The organism is uncultured Paraglaciecola sp., assembly GCF_963977085.1.
Taxonomy (GTDB): domain Bacteria; phylum Pseudomonadota; class Gammaproteobacteria; order Enterobacterales; family Alteromonadaceae; genus Paraglaciecola.
Genome location: NZ_CAXBNC010000007.1, coordinates 98061 through 114148, shown reverse-complemented (window position 1 = coordinate 114148; position 16088 = coordinate 98061). Strand labels below are relative to the sequence as shown.

Sequence of the window (16088 nt, the reverse complement as noted above, 5' to 3'; positions counted from 1 at the left end):
TGTTTATCGTTTTTGTGATTAAAATCTATATATTGTGTTAATTTTTTCAGGTCGGCTTTACGACACTCAATCACATGGTTGTATAAATTGAATATTGAAGTAATAACAACTGCTGACAACACCCTAAAAAAATCTGGGTTTGGTAGTCATTCTTCTTGTGCTGACATTGTGGAGTCAATGCAGCGAGCAGGAAACTCAGTACGTTTAACCGTATGTGAAGTGATGGATGATTTATTAGCAGTGGTCGCTAGGACGCCTGATTTAGTTGTTTTAGCTGAGAAATTCATGGTAATTAATGAAACTGAAATTCTTTGGTTTTCAGAGTATTTTGCCCGTCATAAAATTACTTTCTCTGGTTCTGATCGTGAAACGCTAAAATTTGATTCCGATAAAGCATCAGCAAAACTTCATTTGGCAAACATGCGAATTAAAACGGCGCGGCATTTCACAGCGTTGCCCAAGCAGTTTGTGTCTCAGAGTTCGTTGCCATTAGCTTTTCCTGTGTTTATAAAATCAATTGATGCCAATAATAACAACGGAATAGATGAGTTCTCTTATGTGAGTGATTTTGATGAATTTGAAGCTAAAGTGCTGTCAATCTATACCCAAAATGAACAAGCTGCGTTAGTTGAGGAGTATTTACCTGGACGAGACTTCACTGTGGCAATTATTTGTAACAGTAGTGGTGAGATGACAGTGTCCGCCATGGAAGTGTTGAGACAAGGCAATCAACGCCCCACTGCTGATGAATGTATACAAGTTGAAAATCCAAATGACCTTCATAGTGTAAATGAACTAGCAAAAGCTGCATTTTTAGGACTTGGATTGCGAGACTTTGCCCTGATAGATGTGAAAATGAATATCTACGGTCAATGCTTTTTTATGGACGCTAATCTTGTACCGAATATGGCAACTGCAAGCAGTGATTTTTTAAGAGCATCAGTCATAGCTAATGATCTTACTTACGACCAAGTCATTTGTTTAATGTTAGAGGTGTTTGCCGTTAGAACTCGGGGGGAAAGAATTCACAATAAAGTGCTTACACAACGCAATTTGCATTGGCCACGCGCCTCAGTATCAAAACTTTTATAATGACACAATTTGCTGCTAATTTCGTATTTAGGTGGGAGGAGATTTAGAATGTTGATTGTTGATCAGGTCAGTAAAAGTTTTGCTTCATTTCAAGCATTAGATCAGGTTTCTTTTGAAATGCATAGTGGCGATATTATCGGTCTCTTAGGCAAAAATGGCGCCGGGAAAACAACCTTGATGCGTATTTTAACGTCTTTTATTGGCGCATCGTCAGGTACAGTCAGCATTGATGGCGAAGATATCGCTAAACATTCACTAAGTATTCGTAAAAAAATTGGCTATTTGCCAGAGAAGCCCCCGCTGTATGGCGATATGACAGTGCAATATTATCTAAAGTTTGCAGCTGAAATAAAAGATGTGCCTAAGAATAAACAGCAATTTCAACTCGCGAAAGTCATTCAAGAATGTGATTTGGAGCAGGTTAAACATAAAACTATTGCCACTCTATCTAAGGGCTATAAACAACGTGTTGGCATTGCTCAGGCCATTATTCACGAACCTAAGTTACTTATTTTAGACGAACCCACTAGTGGTCTTGACCCTATGCAAATTCAACAAGTATTGGCCTTGATAAAAAATCAAAGAGACCAAAGAACGGTATTGTTGAGTACCCATACGCTCACTGAAATTGAGCAGGTAGCACAGCGGGTAATAATGATTAAATCTGGACGAATAGTGCTAGATGATCCCCTAGATGTATTATTAAATAGTTCAGATGCCAACCAATCACAGCCGTTAACTTTAGAGCAGGTTTTTATCAATCATCATCAACAGCCGTCTCCAGTCAGTGCAGCACTAACGGGGGGTAAATGAATAAAGTTTTTGCTTTAATTAAAAAGGAATTGCATAGCTATTTTAGTTCGCCTGTTGCCTATATCATCTTAATTACAATGTTGTCTTTGTTTAACGTGTTCTTTTTCCTCATCATAGATCAAAACCGTGAAGTGTCCTTAAGAGATGTGTTTCAACTGATGGAATTTATGTTGGTGTTTCTTATTCCATTATTAACAATGCGTTTGTTTTCTGAAGAAAAATCAAATGGCACTATGGAGTTTTTACTGACGGCTCCGCTCACTCACACCATGATAGTGTTGGGTAAATACCTAAGCATGCTCATTTTCTACACCTTGTTGATTGGCCTGACGTTTACTTACTACGTTATTGTTGAATATTTTGGTGAGCCTGATCCATTCAGCATGTTTTCAGGATATCTAGGGATTTGGTTAGAAGGGGCATTTTTTATTGCGGTTGGTTTGCTAGCGTCATCTTGGACCTCAAACCAAATCATTGCTGCTTTGGTATCTTATCTGATTTTATTTTCATTGTATTTTGCCACAAGTTTCACTCAATATCTGAGCGGCTCTGCCGAGCAATTCCTTATTCAGTTAAGTACCCATACTCACTTAGAAAACTTCGCAATAGGCATTATTACTCCCAGTGACCTGGTGTATTATTTATCCGGTATTCTTGGCTGTTTAGTATTAACAAGACTGAGTATCGACAACAGGTTGTGGCATTAATGAAACCTTTTCTTTTACCTTTGTGCTGCGGTATTTCGCTGTTAACCCTTAGTCTTGGCTTAGGGCTTTTTTATATCGAACAGCAATTTAGTTATTTGGCGTGTTTGCTCGCTGTTTTGGGTGGCATAACATTTATTACGCTGCTTAGTGTAATTACAAAACAAAGTGCTGGCCCACATAAAAAAGCAAGTTTAGGGCATTTATTCAATCCGAAGCGCTGGAAAAAATTGAGCATTGTTTTTTGTATAGTGACCGCTAGCGTGATGTTTATTGGGCTAAGTCATTATTTAGCCAGTCTTTCGAGCATCAGATGGGATGTAACCCAAGATAAGCAACATACTTTATCCCAGCATACCATTGAGTATGTCAGTACCTTGACCGCAGAAGTGCAGTTGACGGCCTTTCATGTGGGAGTGCCCCCTAAATATCTGCAAGACATATTCAAAGAGTATGAGCGAGTGTCTGATGGTGTTATTAAAACTGAGATTATCGACCCTATCGAACAAATTGCTTATGCGGCAAAATTTGGCAATGCCATCAATGCAGATGAACGAAAAGTGATAGTGCAATCTGGGGCTAACCGCAAAGACGTTGATTTTAGCCTCAATGCCTTGTCTGAAGAAAAGTTAACCAATGCAATAGCCAGTGCCAGTCGCGCATCCCGGACAGTCTATTTTTTAACTGGGCATGGCGAATATTCGAGTGCAAGTCAGGAGTACGTGGGTTTATCTAAGTTTAAGCAGTTGTTAGCGGATAATAATATTCACAGCAAAACCTTGATGTTAGGCATTAGTCAGGCGATTCCGGAAGATTGTGATGTGTTGATCATTGCGGGACCCAAAAGCCAACTAAGCCCAAATGAAGAAACGCTAATTGTTGATTACTTAAGAAAAGGAGGGGACGCGTTATTTTTAATCGAACATAGCTTAGTCACTACTCCAGACAAGCCCTTAAGCGCAGAACAATTACAAAACAACCCAAGCTTGAATTCTATCCTTAACCAGTGGGGCTTGGATGTGCAATCAGACATAGTTGTGGATTTGACTAACCATGTGGGTGGGGATGTCGGCAGCCCAGCTACCAAAAATTATCAGCGCCACAAAGCGCTCACTGAAGGGTTGGATTATACATTTTACGTGCGCCCTCGTTCTATTCGTGTGTTAGCTGACCGTAATCCCAACATAAAACATGCCATCATAGTTTCAACAGCTTCCACCGAAAATAGTTGGGCTGAAACTAATCGAACCTTAGATATTCAATTTGATCCAAGTACCGATACGCCCGGTCCAGTGCCGTTTTCTTATGTGGTGATTGACGAAAAAAACGCAGCAGATCCTCAAGACTTTAGATCTTCAGATACTCGTTTAATAGTATTCACCGATGCCGACTTTTTAACTAACGTGTATATCAATCAATACAGCAACGCACAGTTAGGACTCAACTTAGTTAACTGGTTAGCAGAGTTAGATTACAAAACCTTTGTTAGTCCTAAAGAGATAAAAGTACAACGTTTAGACTTAACCAGTAAACAGAAACGCCAAGTGATAGTGATATTATTTTTATTGCCATTTTTGTTTGTTGTTGCGGGTTTAGTAGTGTGGTTAAAAACCAAGAGGTAGTGCCTGTACTAAATACCTAAAAATACTTGCAAAACCCTCATACTCTCACAAATGGTGCAGGTGATTTAAATTCAATCACCTGAATAAATGATCAAGGATAGTGCAGTATTATTTGTTGCAGTCGTTGAGTAGACTTATGTAGATTACATTGCACCGCAATATTTGGGATAGGTTGATTCAGTTGATTTTAAGGGGGCCGCTTTTACCTTGTTTTCCCTTATTAGCTGATCAAAAGCTGCTTGTTGAAGCATGTTTATTTCATGTTTTGACATGCCTAACTCGAACCCAGAACATTCATTTTCACCAAGTGTGCGTGGATCTAAACCCGTTAAATTTCCAAACGCCATTAATGCATGCAGATAATAGCCATAATTACTGGCATGGTAATAATCCCAAGACCACAAGCTAATTTTTCCAAACTCAATTCCATCATAGGGATTCGTATCGGCTATACCTAATTCCATTGCTCGGATCCAAGCTTCACCCACAGCATTTACGGCTTTCACATAGGGGACTTGTGCTGCTTTGTTGTAGCCTGCTCGCACGTCAATCGCCATTTTTTCTATTGGAGTTCCTGACCAATGGCGGTCTGTTTGATAAATCAAATCAGCTCTAGACCAGGTTGCAGTAATAAACACTTCTACTTGAGGATTCAATCCATGCAAGAACGCCGACATTTTTGCTACTGTATTAACAAGCTCAGTAGGGTCGCCTGGTTTTTTACTATCCAAGGTGCTATAGCCATGCATGACAACCTGATCCCATGGTTGCGAACCAATTAGTGCTGATTTTTTGTCTAAGTGAAAATCCAGCGCACTGCCACCTCTGGTTTCAAGGTAAACGTCGTAATCAATCCCAACTTGTTTTGTAAAAGACTTAAAAAGCGCGGGAACGCCACCAATTCCTTCTTTATTAAGGTCGGTAACTGAGTCTGCTCGGTAGTGTTTGGTAGCTGAACCATAGCCATAGGTAAAACTATTGCCAATAAATAACACACTGGTTGTAGCGCTTACAAAAGCGGAGTTAAGCATTAGAACAAGGGCGGCAATTTGGGGCATATATAATTTCATTGTCAGGACTCTGGATATCTTTATTGCTCGAGAATAACGAGTAAAGCCAATTAACACAACGTGAGCATTTATATTCTTGCGATAACTCATCAACATTAATAAGAAAATAACTGTTTACCAATTGGTAGTGGATAAACCTAGAAGTACTGCATAGTTGGTTTAACTTTAGGGGATGCGCTTAGAGTGATAAGAATTAGCAGGGAGATCCCGATGCTTTAGGAACCAATGACTCGTGCCCTATAAACAACTCTTAAAACAACCCCTACCTTTTTCTGGTTTATAGCTGACCATATCACAGGATGATTTTAATCAGTTTCCATTCGAGCGTATTATTCTTATTGCGATTATAAAGGAGCTCTATTATGGCTGTTACAACCCAAGCACAAAACTTAACTGACTATGTTGGCAAAACAACGGGGGTGTCCAGGTGGTTTACTATTACCCAAGAGCAAATTAATCACTTTGCCGATGCAACACACGATCATCAGTTTATTCATATAGATCCTATTAAGGCTAAAGAAACGCTTTTTGGAACTACTGTTGCCCATGGTTTTCTATCTCTATCTTTGTTGTCTGCCATCGCTTATGACGCTGGAATTAATCTGGAAAATACTCTGATGGGCTTGAATTATGGCTTTGATAAAATCAGATTCTTACAGCCAGTAACAGTGAACAGCAAAATTCGCGGGCATATGGTGTTGGCCAATGTGCTAGAAAAAAGACCAGGGCAATTCTTGCTAACTTGGGATATCACAGTTGAAATTGAATCGCTGGAAAAACCTGCACTAACCGCACAGTGGTTAACGATGACAATCATTAACCCATAAACTTATAGTAATTATTTTCACCATTTATAATCTGAGGACTTTATGACAATTAGATACGACAATCAGGTAGCAATAGTCACGGGCGCAGGAGCAGGTTTAGGTCGCTCTCACGCATTAGCTTTAGCGGCACGAGGAGCAAAAGTGGTTGTCAATGACTTGGCTTCAGCAGATGGTGAAATGTCTGCAGGTGCCTTAGCTGTAGTAGCCGAAATCGAGAAGGCTGGTGGAGAGGCTATAGCAAATGGTGCCAACGTCGCTGATATGCAACAAGTGCAAAGCATGGTCGAGCAAATAATGGAAAAGTGGGGGCGTATTGATATTTTAGTCAACAACGCTGGAATATTAAGAGACAAATCCTTTTCTAAAATGCCCATCGAAGATTTTAAACTGGTGGTTGATGTGCATCTTATGGGCTCGGCTAACTGCACTAAGGCCGTATGGGATATCATGAAACAACAAAATTATGGTCGTATCGTCATGACCACATCGTCTTCGGGATTATACGGTAATTTTGGTCAAGCAAATTACGGTGCAGCCAAAATGGCAGTGGTGGGCTTAATGAACACTTTATGTATTGAAGGGCATAAAAATAATATTTTGGTCAATTGTTTGTCACCTACAGCGCGAACCGCAATGACTGAAGAACTAATTGAAGACAAACGTGTTTTGGAACTGATGACAGTTGAATCGGTTACTACAGGTTTATTAGTGTTAGTCGCAGAAGGTGCGCCGAATCGTACTATTTTAGGCTGCGGGGCAGGGGGCTATGCTAGAGCTGTAATCAAAGAAACTGACGGTATCTATTTATCACCTGAGCAACAAACACCAGAAAATTTACTAGCAAAATGGGCCGCACTTGAAGACCAAAGTAACGCCGAAGAACTTAAAGCAGGCTGGATGCAAACCAATAAATATGTCGCCAAAGCGGCTGCCTCATTGGGTGTTGATTTAAGCTCTAAATAGCGGGTTGCAACTGAATGATATCAATATGCGAATGCCAAAATATCAAAATGTGCGAGCGTTAATATTTATCAAAAATAGCTAACAGAATCGGGCATGTTATTAATATCATATGCTTCAAAAAAGCATTTTCTGAACAATAAGGATCGTAGATGAATAATTTTTTTTCTGTTGCCGGTAAAGTAGCTGTGGTTACCGGTGGGTCAAGCGGAATAGGGGCAATGATCGCCCGTGGTTTTGTCGAGAATGGAGTCAAAACTTATATTACCGCACGTAAACTTGAGCAGTTACAAGAATGTGCCGCTGAACTATCGGTTTTGGGTGAGTGTATTGCCATTCAATCCGATTTATCAACTATGGCCGGAGTGGATGCGTTTGCAGATGAGATGCTTAAAAGAGAGCCAAAAATAGACATACTCATTAATAATGCAGGTGCAACCTGGGGAGCGTCGATGGATGAATTTCCAGAAGCAGGTTGGGATAAGGTTATGGATTTAAACGTGAAGTCTATTTTCTTTTTAAGCAAACGTTTATTGCCGGCATTACGTCTAGCTGGAAACGCTGATGAACCATCTCGGGTAGTGAATATTGCTTCCGTTAATGGGATCACCCATCCACGCATGGACAATTATTCTTATTCGGCTAGTAAAGCTGCAGTGATTCAAATGACACGACATATGGCTGCAGATCTTCGCCCTAGTCATGTCAATATCAATGGTATCGCGCCTGGCTTTTTCCCCAGTAAAATGACAAAACATATCATGGCCCATGAACAAGAGATTGCAAATGGTTTACCTGCTCGTAAAACCGGTGAATTTGCTGATATTGCTGGCACTGCTATTTATCTTTGTTCTCAAGCGAGCAATTACGTATGTGGTCATACTGTTGTTTTAGATGGTGGACAAGTAGCAAATGCAGGTTGAGTTTAGAAAAATGATAATAAGTTACTAGGGGCCATTTATGTCTTGGGATAAATGTATATTTCTTTTCATTATTTGGAAAACACATACAAGCGCAAAATTTTAGTTCGCGCTTGTATGTGTAAACTCAGGTGCTCATGAAACCCTTTGTTTTTTCGACCATTTAATTAATCATTAGCGAAATTAAGTGCAATTAAGGGTATTGCCGAAATTTGCTGCAATCATGGTCTTTCTAAACCTTTAGTCGTAACTGACCAAGGTATTGTTTATAAAGGTATAATTGAACCTTTGCATACCGCATTTAAAAAGTAGGCTATTGACCTATCTTCAGTATATTCGCTTAGTGGAGTCGAATTAGTCAGGTTTTAAATAAGCGATATCTTCTTGATCATCTATACCAAAATCATAACCGCCCTCAAAATCATCGTTCAATTCATTGGTGAGATTCACAGACAGTTCTAAAATTTCAGGGATATAAACAGTTAATTTCTTTTGTGAGCTTATGATGGATTTAAATTCATTAAAATCCAGTAAAGACGTCTCATACAGATAATTTTTAGTCGAAAGACTTTGCTGCTTTGCAAAGTCTTCTACACAAAGAGTAAACTTTTCGAGGACTAGCGTAACGTCAGTGTTACTTAAATAAGCAATAAGTTGATTGTAGCGCTCATTGTTAAACACTTTATGTTCTGAATCTATTAGCTTTAGGGCAATGGCTGAATTGAGCAGTTTTTGTAGCTCAAATCTTAGGTAGTCTTCGTCTGTTTCAGGTATCACTGTGTTGGCAGCATATTGCGACGATATAATTTTGTGCAAGTTAAACAGTTTTAAACTGTCTTGCCCTTTTTTGACAAAGTCAGCATGTACTAGTGTTATATCTGCAGTGTCATTGGCTGCTAATGCATAACTGCTGAGTTTGACCTGTTTAAAATACTCTGCAGAAATCGACTTCAGTGCTGCATATTTTGCCCAGCCCGCTCTGAAGCAATACACAATGCCTTGGGTCTTAATTATCTCTTTGGCTTTTTCAGTACTGTTGTCGCAATGACTCAACAAGCCTAGATTGATGATCCCAAGGACTATTTCACAGGCTTTTTTTATGTGGTCAGTATAAATAATAGATAAATTATCAGAAGCGATCCGCAGTGACATATCTGACAATTGTTGCTTGGTTTTATGTACAAACTCCTCACTAAAATAGCCATCAGCCAGACCGTCTTTTAATACCAAAAGGACAAAGGGTTTGTTCCTTAACTCTGCTATTTTCATGACATCATCCTATAGTGGCGCAAACATATCGTCTGTATCCATTTCCACTGCAGTCACTCTTTGTTTGTTGGCATTGTTTTTTAAAGCCGCTTGAATATTGTCTAAGGTGCCATTTGTGCTAACGGTTACCACTTCATTAAAGGCTTCTTCATCGAGGCTTTTAATTTTCACAAACAACTCTTCAATGCTGCCAGATACTTGTTCTTCATCATATTCAAGTTCAGAAAAATCATGGCCAATAAAAGGCAGGGATAAATACAACAAGCCAAAATCATCTTGAACAATAGCCTTGAGTATTTCTGTTTGTTTTTCATCGTCATCGTAAGAAAGAAATATTTGTGCAAGTAAACTATGGGCTTCGGTTTGTGCACAAAATAACGAGTCTTCATCTAAATTTTGCCAATACGAAGGTTCGACATTTAATAATTTTTTAATGGACTCAGCATCCATTAACCATGTGGCGATAGAAGGTATAGTGGCATCATGCTCACGTACAATTTTCGCCACGGTTAAAATATCCATCTCAGAAAATACCGCCAACATAGCGGTATCACCTTGCTCTGATGCGATTTTCTCTAATGAGGTACCCGCTTCTCTACCGCTGTGTTGCGCTTGTTCGGTAATATCTGTAGCAAGAATCAGTGCGTTACTAGTCAATTGGTATTCCTCAAAAAATGTTTACTATTATTCATCGTAGCCGTAGGTTGCATAGCTATCTGTTGCATCTTCGTTGTCGTCAACTTCAACCTCTGGGGGTAAAGGTGTGGCATCATAGGTATTATAAAAATGAATCAGCAACACAGCTGTTTTTAATTCCTGTTCTGAGTGATTCATTAACTCGGTAATGGTGGCTCTAGCATCAGCATGCACAGCAACATAAGGTTTAATGTTTTCCCAAGATGGTTGCTGGCTTAAATCTAACTTAGCGAGATTTTTTGAATCAATTCTAACACTGCGAGTGATTGCCATGGCCAATTGGTCCACCATGCCATCAAAGACTGTGCTGCTTGAGGCTAATTGTGCCGCTAAAACCTTTAGATAATTAGTTAAAAAATCAGGATTTTCTGGATCCGACAATGATTCCATGTTTTCTAAATACATAGAAAAGTCATCCGCTAAATAAGCGGGTATGGAGGTTTCAATTTTCATTATTTTAATTCCTACAACAAGGCATTGTGCCAAAAGGAATCGGCAATTTCTCTTGGATCTGTGGTAACTGTGTAATGACTCTTAATATATACAGAGCGTTTTTGCGGATCGGCAATGACTTCGTACGCTTTTTGAATTAATTGAAACTTTTCTTTTGCTTCAGCCGCATCATTTCTATCAGGATGGAATTGATTGGCAAGTTTTCGATAAGCTTTTTTAATTTCAGTGGTGGTCGAGGTTCTGGTAACCCCTAGTAGTTCAAAATGATCCATAAAATATAACGTAATTATTGTGCATTTGATTCAATTAAAAGTGCCAATGGTTTTCAGTTGCTCATTTTACCTTTACCGTCACGGTTTAACAATGCTGTAGTGCTATTTATCGCACTTAAAAAATGTGTCGAAAAAGCACTTTCATTATTATGAATTATTGTCAGTTTGGTGCTGCTGCCATGACTATGTTTTTTAGTTTGTAGAAGCATAGAAAATGGGGCTGATTGGTGTGCTCTAACAAACACATTTTATGTCACTTTAGTTAAAACCCATGACAGGCATAACCCTCAAGTTTTTTGGGTTTCTTATTCATATACAAAAAGTGTTCATACCCCACTGAAAAAGCAAAAGGGTTGGCATTGTAATCGGCGTAATATTGATCATTACCTTACTTTGCTTCTTTGACACCTGAAGCGAACCCGCTAAGGAAATCATCTCTGTGATTCATCAGTAGTTGTATTCCATCTGCATCGCTATCCACCACTTCAAAGACACCTTCATTGATGAATTTATTTAGCACTGCCACGTTGAATGCACCACTATAAATCTCTGTGTCAGGATCATATTTCACCATTGATCTATTGTTATCGCAGGTAGCCTCCATCAGAGAGACGAATAATTCACGGACTTTTTTGGATATCAACTTTTCAACCTATCTAAAATTTTCAATAGTGCATTGAAGTGATAGTAATTAAAAAGGCTAACCAATTGCCAAAATGTTTCGGAGTTGATCTCCCAAGAGCCCGGGTAAAATACCGAGTATCAGAAGACTCGCAGTAATCAGGCCTATCCAAATTTTGGTGATATAGGCACCTGAAGTGTGATGGATGTGCTGCTTAGCCGGTGCAAACAAAGTAAAAATCACCCGAAGGTAATAATATAGTCCGACCGCACTACCAAGCAACATGGCTGTAACTAACCACCAAGCGTAGAGTTTAATCGCCAGTGTTAATAGATAAAATTTACCTATAAAACCTATGGTAATAGGCATACCGGCTAGTGATAGAAAAGCGATGGTCATAATGCTGGCAAGCCAAGGATGTTGCCAAAACAATCCCTGCAATTGGGGCAGGTCATCCAAATCCTGATGATCATCAAGTCTCGATAACAAAGTCAGTACCGCAAATATTAATATTGAAGCAACGAGATAAGCTAATAAATAATAACTGACACCTTCAAGCACTAAGCTGTGGTCAATACCCATAGCAATAACGCCTGCTACTAATACGTAACCCATATGAGCGATAGCCGAGTACGCCATTAAGCGTTTCAAACTTTGTTGTTGTAAGGCCAACCAATTACCTAACAGCATGCTAGCGATCGCCATCCAACTCAGCATACGTACCATATCTGCTTCAAAATCAGCAGGAACAAGTAGGATTAATTTGATAAATAGCGCAAAAACCGCGGCTTTAGACAAACTAGTGAGCAACAAGGTGGAGTTAACAGGTGCCCCTTGATACACATCTGGCGTCCAGAAATGTAAAGGAACCAAAGATAACTTAAAGGCTAGGCCAGCCAAGACTAAAACAAAACCACATTTAGCCAATAGTCCCATGGGGGATTGCAGCATATCAACTAACATCAACTGTCCGCTGTTGGCATACAACAAGGCAAACCCCAAGAGTAAAACGCTAGTGGCGGCGCCAGACAATAACAAATACTTCATGGCGCCCTCTAGTGCTAATTTACGTTCTCGGTTATAGGCGAGAATGGCTAACATCGATAAACTCATGAGTTCAATACTGAGGATCACGCTGCCTATATGGCGAGACATCACCAGTAACATTGCGCCGAGGCAAGAAAGCAGCAATAGCAGGTAGAATTCCTCTGTTACTTCTTTGCTGTTTGTTCCCATATAAGGGCCTTGCAACAGAGCCACAGAAATTCCTACCATCAAAAGTAATAAACTAAAAAAGCCACCTATAGGTTCGTACTCAAATAAGATAGTGATGCTTTTTACATCTGTGGGGTAGTGGTAAAAAAGCGCAGTTAATGCCAGCAAAAGTGTAATTAGGCAAATGCCCTGTGCCATGAAATGACTGCGTTTCCAGCTTGCTTGGAGCATCACTGCCAGAATCCCCACACTGATGATTAAAACCGGTAGCAGTAACCATAATTCTTGCATGCTCATGGCTGAACCTCCCCAGCGATTTGCAGCAAACTACTAATAGTTTCGCTACTTAATTCCAACACTATATGCGGCTGCAATCCGAAATAAATTAGTGCCACCACTAAAAGACTAGTGAATACCAATTCCCGCATATGTAAGTCAGTTACATCCTCATTCGCTGGCCCCTGAAAAGCACGCTGAAATAAATGTAAGCCATAAACAGCGGAGAGTATTATGCCTATAGACGCCACTATGGTTTGCACAGGAAACTGCTGATAAGCGCCAAGTAGGGTGAATAACTCACCATTGAAGTTCGCCATTCCCGGCATGCCTATGCCTGCCATCACAAAAATCAAAGTCACTGTCGCCATTTTTGGAGCACTGGCCCAGATGCCCCCCATCTTGCCAAGCTCACGACTATGAATACGCTGTTGGATCAGCCCTGCCATACTAAACAGTGCGGCGCTGCTTATTCCATGGGCCACTATGGTTAAGATGGCGCCTTGCAGTGCCACTTCATGCCAGCTAAACAGTGCCAATAACACAAAGCCCATATGGCTAATACTCGAATAAGCCACCAGACGTTTAAAGTCAGTTTGGCTATAAGCCATTAATGCCCCATAAATAATGCTTACTACTCCTAGCGTGACTGCAACAGGAGCAAACTCCATAGTGGCGCTGGGGAAAAGTGGCAATACAATGCGGATCAAGCCATAGGCACCTGTTTTCAGTAATATTCCCGCCAACAAAACACTACCAGCTGTAGGCGCTTGGGTATGTGCATCGGGTAACCAGCTATGAAATGGCACCATGGGTAATTTAACGGCGAAGGCAATGAAGAAACCTAACATCAACCAGAATTGCAGATTGCTGGGTATCTCTAATAACTGTAACTCCCCGAGATCAAAACTGAGTACTCCAGTTTGGCTTTGGTGTTGCAGCGCCATCGCAATAATGGCGACTAACATCAACAAACTGCTAACTTGGGTAAAGATAAAAAATTTCAGCGCAGCGTAGCGACGTCCCTCATGGCCCCAAATAAGAATCAATGCGGTCATGGGCAACAACATCACTTCCCAAAATAAGAAAAATAAGAAAAGATCTGCGGCTAAAAACACCCCAATAATACCCGCTACGCTAAACAGTAGATTGAAGTGAAAGAAACCTCGATGTTGTTCAATATCGTGCCAAGAAACCATTACCGCCAGTATGGCCAAAACAATGGTCAAGATGACAAGCAACAGAGCAAGGCCATCGAACAACAATGCAAAATGGATATTAAAGCGGACAAACCATTCCCAGCTTAGACTGCTGGTTCCGCTACTGCCTAAGTAGAGACTAAAAATTAGTAGAATAAATAGGCTAATCAGGGTGATCCAGTTGCCTGAACCTTCGAATTTTTTCTCACTGAACCACGCGCAAACGCCAAAAAACAAAGGAAGCCAAATCAGAAAACTTAAGACCACCATAATAACCCTCCTAACATCAGGGCACAGCCGGCGAGAGTGCCAAACAGATACCAGCGTAACTTACCGTTTTGACTGATAACCAAGATTTCATTCAGGCTGAAATTAAACCATCCCACAAAATGATAAAAATGGTCGATGGCATCGCTTTTGTTGATGCGCGCAAAGAATTGCAAAGGTTTAGTAAATAGTTGTTCGTAGAGCCAGTCAAAACCTAAACCATCGCGACAGAATTGACTGATAGCCCTATCATTGTGCTGTGTAGAAATCCGTGGAAAATATAAGACCCAAGCCAAGATAAAACCTAGCAAGGCCACCGCAACAGGCATCCATTCAATCCATAAGGGTAAATGAGGGTGATGAGCGGGACCAAATACAAAACTAAAATCTAAACTAATAAAGCCACCAATCACGGCTAAAGTCACTAACGGTAACAAAGGAACAACCAATTGGCTGGATGCTTTGTAGTCCACTTCTTTTAGATCATGATTGGCTGGGCCAAAACAGACAATAAAGAGCAGCCGAAAGCTATACAGGCTAGTGAGAAATGCCCCAAGTACCCCAATCCACCACAGAATAGGGCCGGCAGTGTGGGCTTCGTAAGTGGCCGCTAGTATGGCTTCCTTACTAAAAAAACCAGAGCTGCCGGGGAAGGCCACCAGTGCTAACAATCCAATTAACAAAAAGGTAGAGGTTAAAGGTAAACTTTTAAACAATCCCCCCATTTTGAAAATATCTTGCTGGTGATGCATTTTTAAAATAATGCTACCGGCGGTTAAAAATAACAGCGCTTTAAAAAATGCGTGGGTCATAAGATGAAAAATAGCGCTATCAAAAGCCAATGCACCTAAGCCCAAAAACATATAACCAATTTGACTCATAGTAGAGTAGGCCAAAATACGTTTTAGATCTGTTTGGGCTAAAGCTGCTATTCCCGCCAACACTAATGTTAGTGCACCAATCCAGGCAACTAAATTGAGAATGCCTTGGACTTGTAAAAACAGCGGATGCATTCTGGCAATAAGATAAACGCCTGCAGTCACCATAGTGGCTGCATGGATCAATGCACTGACTGGAGTTGGGCCCGCCATGGCATCTGGCAACCAAGTTTGCAGGGGTAATTGTGCCGACTTACCTACCGCACCGCCTACCAATAATAGGCAGGCTAACCATAGATTGGATTGGGAAACTTGTGCTGTGGAATCGACAATAGTGGTGATGTGTAAACTGCCGAATTCACTAAATAAGATCAGCAAACCTATCATCATGGCAGTATCGCCAACCCGCGTCACAATAAAGGCCTTTTTAGCTGCGAGAACGTTATCGGTTTTATGTTGCCAGAAACCAATAAGCAAGAAGCTGCACAGACCCACTCCTTCCCAGCCTAAATACAGGAGCACTAGGCTATCGCCTAACACCAACATCAACATGGCAAACACAAACAGGTTCATATACACAAAAAAGCGTTGCACATCTTTGTCGTCAAACATATAGGCCGCTGCATACCAGTGGATCAGCCAACCGACACCGGTAATTACAGCCATCATCACAAGAGACAGTTGATCAAGATGCAAACCGAAGTTCAGGGACGCACCTCTTATAGGAAGCCAATTAAATAACACCTGTTGAAAGGATCCACCTCCCATATTTACGAACTCAATGCCAATAAACAGCGTTAAAATCGCGGCCAAACCCACTGAGCCAACCCCTAATATTGCAACGAATAAGGGGGTAAGCCGACCAGCTAACAGCAGCAATATTAGTGATGAGACAAGGGGCAACAAGGGAACAAGGAAAAGCAAATTTTGCAT

16 protein-coding genes are annotated in these 16088 nt (G+C 40.5%); 7 read left to right on the top strand and 9 right to left on the bottom strand.

Going from position 1 to position 16088, the window contains the following annotated elements; all coding sequences use genetic code 11:
- The first annotated feature begins 87 nt into the window (after positions 1 to 87).
- From AAC000_RS10525 to AAC000_RS10510, 4 genes are read left to right on the top strand one after another with little or no spacing between them, the layout of a single operon-like run.
- Entirely contained in the window at positions 88 to 1092 is a 1005-nt protein-coding gene (locus AAC000_RS10525) for a D-alanine--D-alanine ligase (RefSeq protein WP_339722494.1), read from the top strand.
- 48 nt (positions 1093 to 1140) lie between these two features.
- On the top strand, positions 1141 to 1905 hold the full coding sequence (locus tag AAC000_RS10520; RefSeq protein WP_339722491.1) for an ABC transporter ATP-binding protein: 765 nt from the start codon (positions 1141 to 1143) through the stop codon (positions 1903 to 1905).
- Entirely contained in the window at positions 1902 to 2612 is a 711-nt protein-coding gene (locus tag AAC000_RS10515; RefSeq protein WP_339722490.1) for an ABC transporter permease subunit, read from the top strand. The genes AAC000_RS10520 and AAC000_RS10515 overlap by 4 nt, the downstream gene beginning before the upstream one ends.
- On the top strand, positions 2612 to 4231 hold the full coding sequence (locus AAC000_RS10510; protein WP_339722488.1) for a GldG family protein: 1620 nt from the start codon (positions 2612 to 2614) through the stop codon (positions 4229 to 4231). Before AAC000_RS10515 ends, AAC000_RS10510 begins: the two co-directional genes overlap by 1 nt.
- 143 nt (positions 4232 to 4374) lie before the next feature.
- Here the strand turns inward: AAC000_RS10510 and AAC000_RS10505 are convergent, their stop codons facing one another.
- Complete coding sequence (locus tag AAC000_RS10505; RefSeq protein ID WP_339722487.1) at positions 4375 to 5301, bottom strand: PEP-CTERM sorting domain-containing protein; 927 nt, start codon at positions 5299 to 5301, stop codon at positions 4375 to 4377.
- A gap of 362 nt (positions 5302 to 5663) precedes the next feature.
- On the opposite strand from AAC000_RS10505, the gene AAC000_RS10500 reads away from it, so the two are divergent.
- The 3 genes from AAC000_RS10500 (at position 5664) to AAC000_RS10490 (ending at position 8011) form a co-directional block, all read left to right on the top strand.
- Positions 5664 to 6128 (top strand): MaoC family dehydratase, encoded by a 465-nt coding sequence (locus AAC000_RS10500; protein WP_339722486.1) that lies wholly within the window; start codon positions 5664 to 5666, stop codon positions 6126 to 6128.
- 42 nt (positions 6129 to 6170) lie between these two features.
- Positions 6171 to 7091 (top strand): SDR family NAD(P)-dependent oxidoreductase, encoded by a 921-nt coding sequence (locus tag AAC000_RS10495; protein ID WP_339722484.1) that lies wholly within the window; start codon positions 6171 to 6173, stop codon positions 7089 to 7091.
- A gap of 149 nt (positions 7092 to 7240) precedes the next feature.
- Positions 7241 to 8011 carry an SDR family NAD(P)-dependent oxidoreductase gene (locus AAC000_RS10490; RefSeq protein WP_339722482.1) on the top strand — a complete coding sequence of 257 codons (771 nt, stop codon included), beginning with the start codon at positions 7241 to 7243 and terminating at the stop codon, positions 8009 to 8011.
- A 351-nt stretch (positions 8012 to 8362) separates the two neighbouring features.
- On the opposite strand, the gene AAC000_RS10485 is transcribed toward AAC000_RS10490, so the two are convergent.
- From AAC000_RS10485 to nuoL, 8 genes are all read right to left on the bottom strand, one after another.
- Positions 8363 to 9277 (bottom strand): hypothetical protein, encoded by a 915-nt coding sequence (locus tag AAC000_RS10485; RefSeq protein ID WP_339722480.1) that lies wholly within the window; start codon positions 9275 to 9277, stop codon positions 8363 to 8365.
- Between the two features lie 9 nt (positions 9278 to 9286).
- Positions 9287 to 9934: a hypothetical protein gene (locus AAC000_RS10480; protein ID WP_339722478.1), complete on the bottom strand. Its 648-nt coding sequence runs from the start codon at positions 9932 to 9934 to the stop codon at positions 9287 to 9289.
- A 27-nt stretch (positions 9935 to 9961) separates the two neighbouring features.
- Positions 9962 to 10426, bottom strand: a complete 465-nt coding sequence (locus AAC000_RS10475; RefSeq protein ID WP_339722476.1) for a hypothetical protein — start codon at positions 10424 to 10426, stop codon at positions 9962 to 9964.
- 11 nt (positions 10427 to 10437) lie between these two features.
- A complete protein-coding gene (locus tag AAC000_RS10470) occupies positions 10438 to 10698 on the bottom strand; it encodes a DnaJ domain-containing protein (RefSeq protein WP_339722474.1) in 261 nt (86 codons plus the stop codon).
- A gap of 388 nt (positions 10699 to 11086) precedes the next feature.
- The gene (locus AAC000_RS10465; RefSeq protein WP_339722472.1) at positions 11087 to 11224 is read right to left on the bottom strand and encodes a hypothetical protein; all 138 of its coding nucleotides are present in this window, start codon (positions 11222 to 11224) and stop codon (positions 11087 to 11089) included.
- 174 nt (positions 11225 to 11398) lie between these two features.
- Positions 11399 to 12832, bottom strand: a complete 1434-nt coding sequence (locus AAC000_RS10460) for an NADH-quinone oxidoreductase subunit N (protein ID WP_339722470.1) — start codon at positions 12830 to 12832, stop codon at positions 11399 to 11401.
- A complete protein-coding gene (locus AAC000_RS10455; RefSeq protein WP_339722468.1) occupies positions 12829 to 14280 on the bottom strand; it encodes an NADH-quinone oxidoreductase subunit M in 1452 nt (483 codons plus the stop codon). The genes AAC000_RS10460 and AAC000_RS10455 overlap by 4 nt, the downstream gene beginning before the upstream one ends.
- A complete protein-coding gene (gene nuoL / locus AAC000_RS10450; protein ID WP_339722466.1) occupies positions 14268 to 16088 on the bottom strand; it encodes an NADH-quinone oxidoreductase subunit L in 1821 nt (606 codons plus the stop codon). The genes AAC000_RS10455 and nuoL overlap by 13 nt, the downstream gene beginning before the upstream one ends.

Coding starts and splice junctions, on each gene's coding strand:
- AAC000_RS10520 (WP_339722491.1), top strand. CDS start 1,141: ATGTTGATTGTTGATCAGGTCAGTAAAAGTTTTGCTTCATTTCAAGCA.
- AAC000_RS10515 (WP_339722490.1), top strand. CDS start 1,902: ATGAATAAAGTTTTTGCTTTAATTAAAAAGGAATTGCATAGCTATTTT.
- AAC000_RS10510 (WP_339722488.1), top strand. CDS start 2,612: ATGAAACCTTTTCTTTTACCTTTGTGCTGCGGTATTTCGCTGTTAACC.
- AAC000_RS10505 (WP_339722487.1), bottom strand. CDS start 5,301: ATGAAATTATATATGCCCCAAATTGCCGCCCTTGTTCTAATGCTTAAC.
- AAC000_RS10500 (WP_339722486.1), top strand. CDS start 5,664: ATGGCTGTTACAACCCAAGCACAAAACTTAACTGACTATGTTGGCAAA.
- AAC000_RS10495 (WP_339722484.1), top strand. CDS start 6,171: ATGACAATTAGATACGACAATCAGGTAGCAATAGTCACGGGCGCAGGA.
- AAC000_RS10490 (WP_339722482.1), top strand. CDS start 7,241: ATGAATAATTTTTTTTCTGTTGCCGGTAAAGTAGCTGTGGTTACCGGT.
- AAC000_RS10485 (WP_339722480.1), bottom strand. CDS start 9,277: ATGAAAATAGCAGAGTTAAGGAACAAACCCTTTGTCCTTTTGGTATTA.
- AAC000_RS10475 (WP_339722476.1), bottom strand. CDS start 10,426: ATGAAAATTGAAACCTCCATACCCGCTTATTTAGCGGATGACTTTTCT.
- AAC000_RS10470 (WP_339722474.1), bottom strand. CDS start 10,698: ATGGATCATTTTGAACTACTAGGGGTTACCAGAACCTCGACCACCACT.
- AAC000_RS10460 (WP_339722470.1), bottom strand. CDS start 12,832: ATGAGCATGCAAGAATTATGGTTACTGCTACCGGTTTTAATCATCAGT.
- AAC000_RS10455 (WP_339722468.1), bottom strand. CDS start 14,280: ATGGTGGTCTTAAGTTTTCTGATTTGGCTTCCTTTGTTTTTTGGCGTT.
- nuoL (WP_339722466.1), bottom strand. CDS start 16,088: ATGCAAAATTTGCTTTTCCTTGTTCCCTTGTTGCCCCTTGTCTCATCA.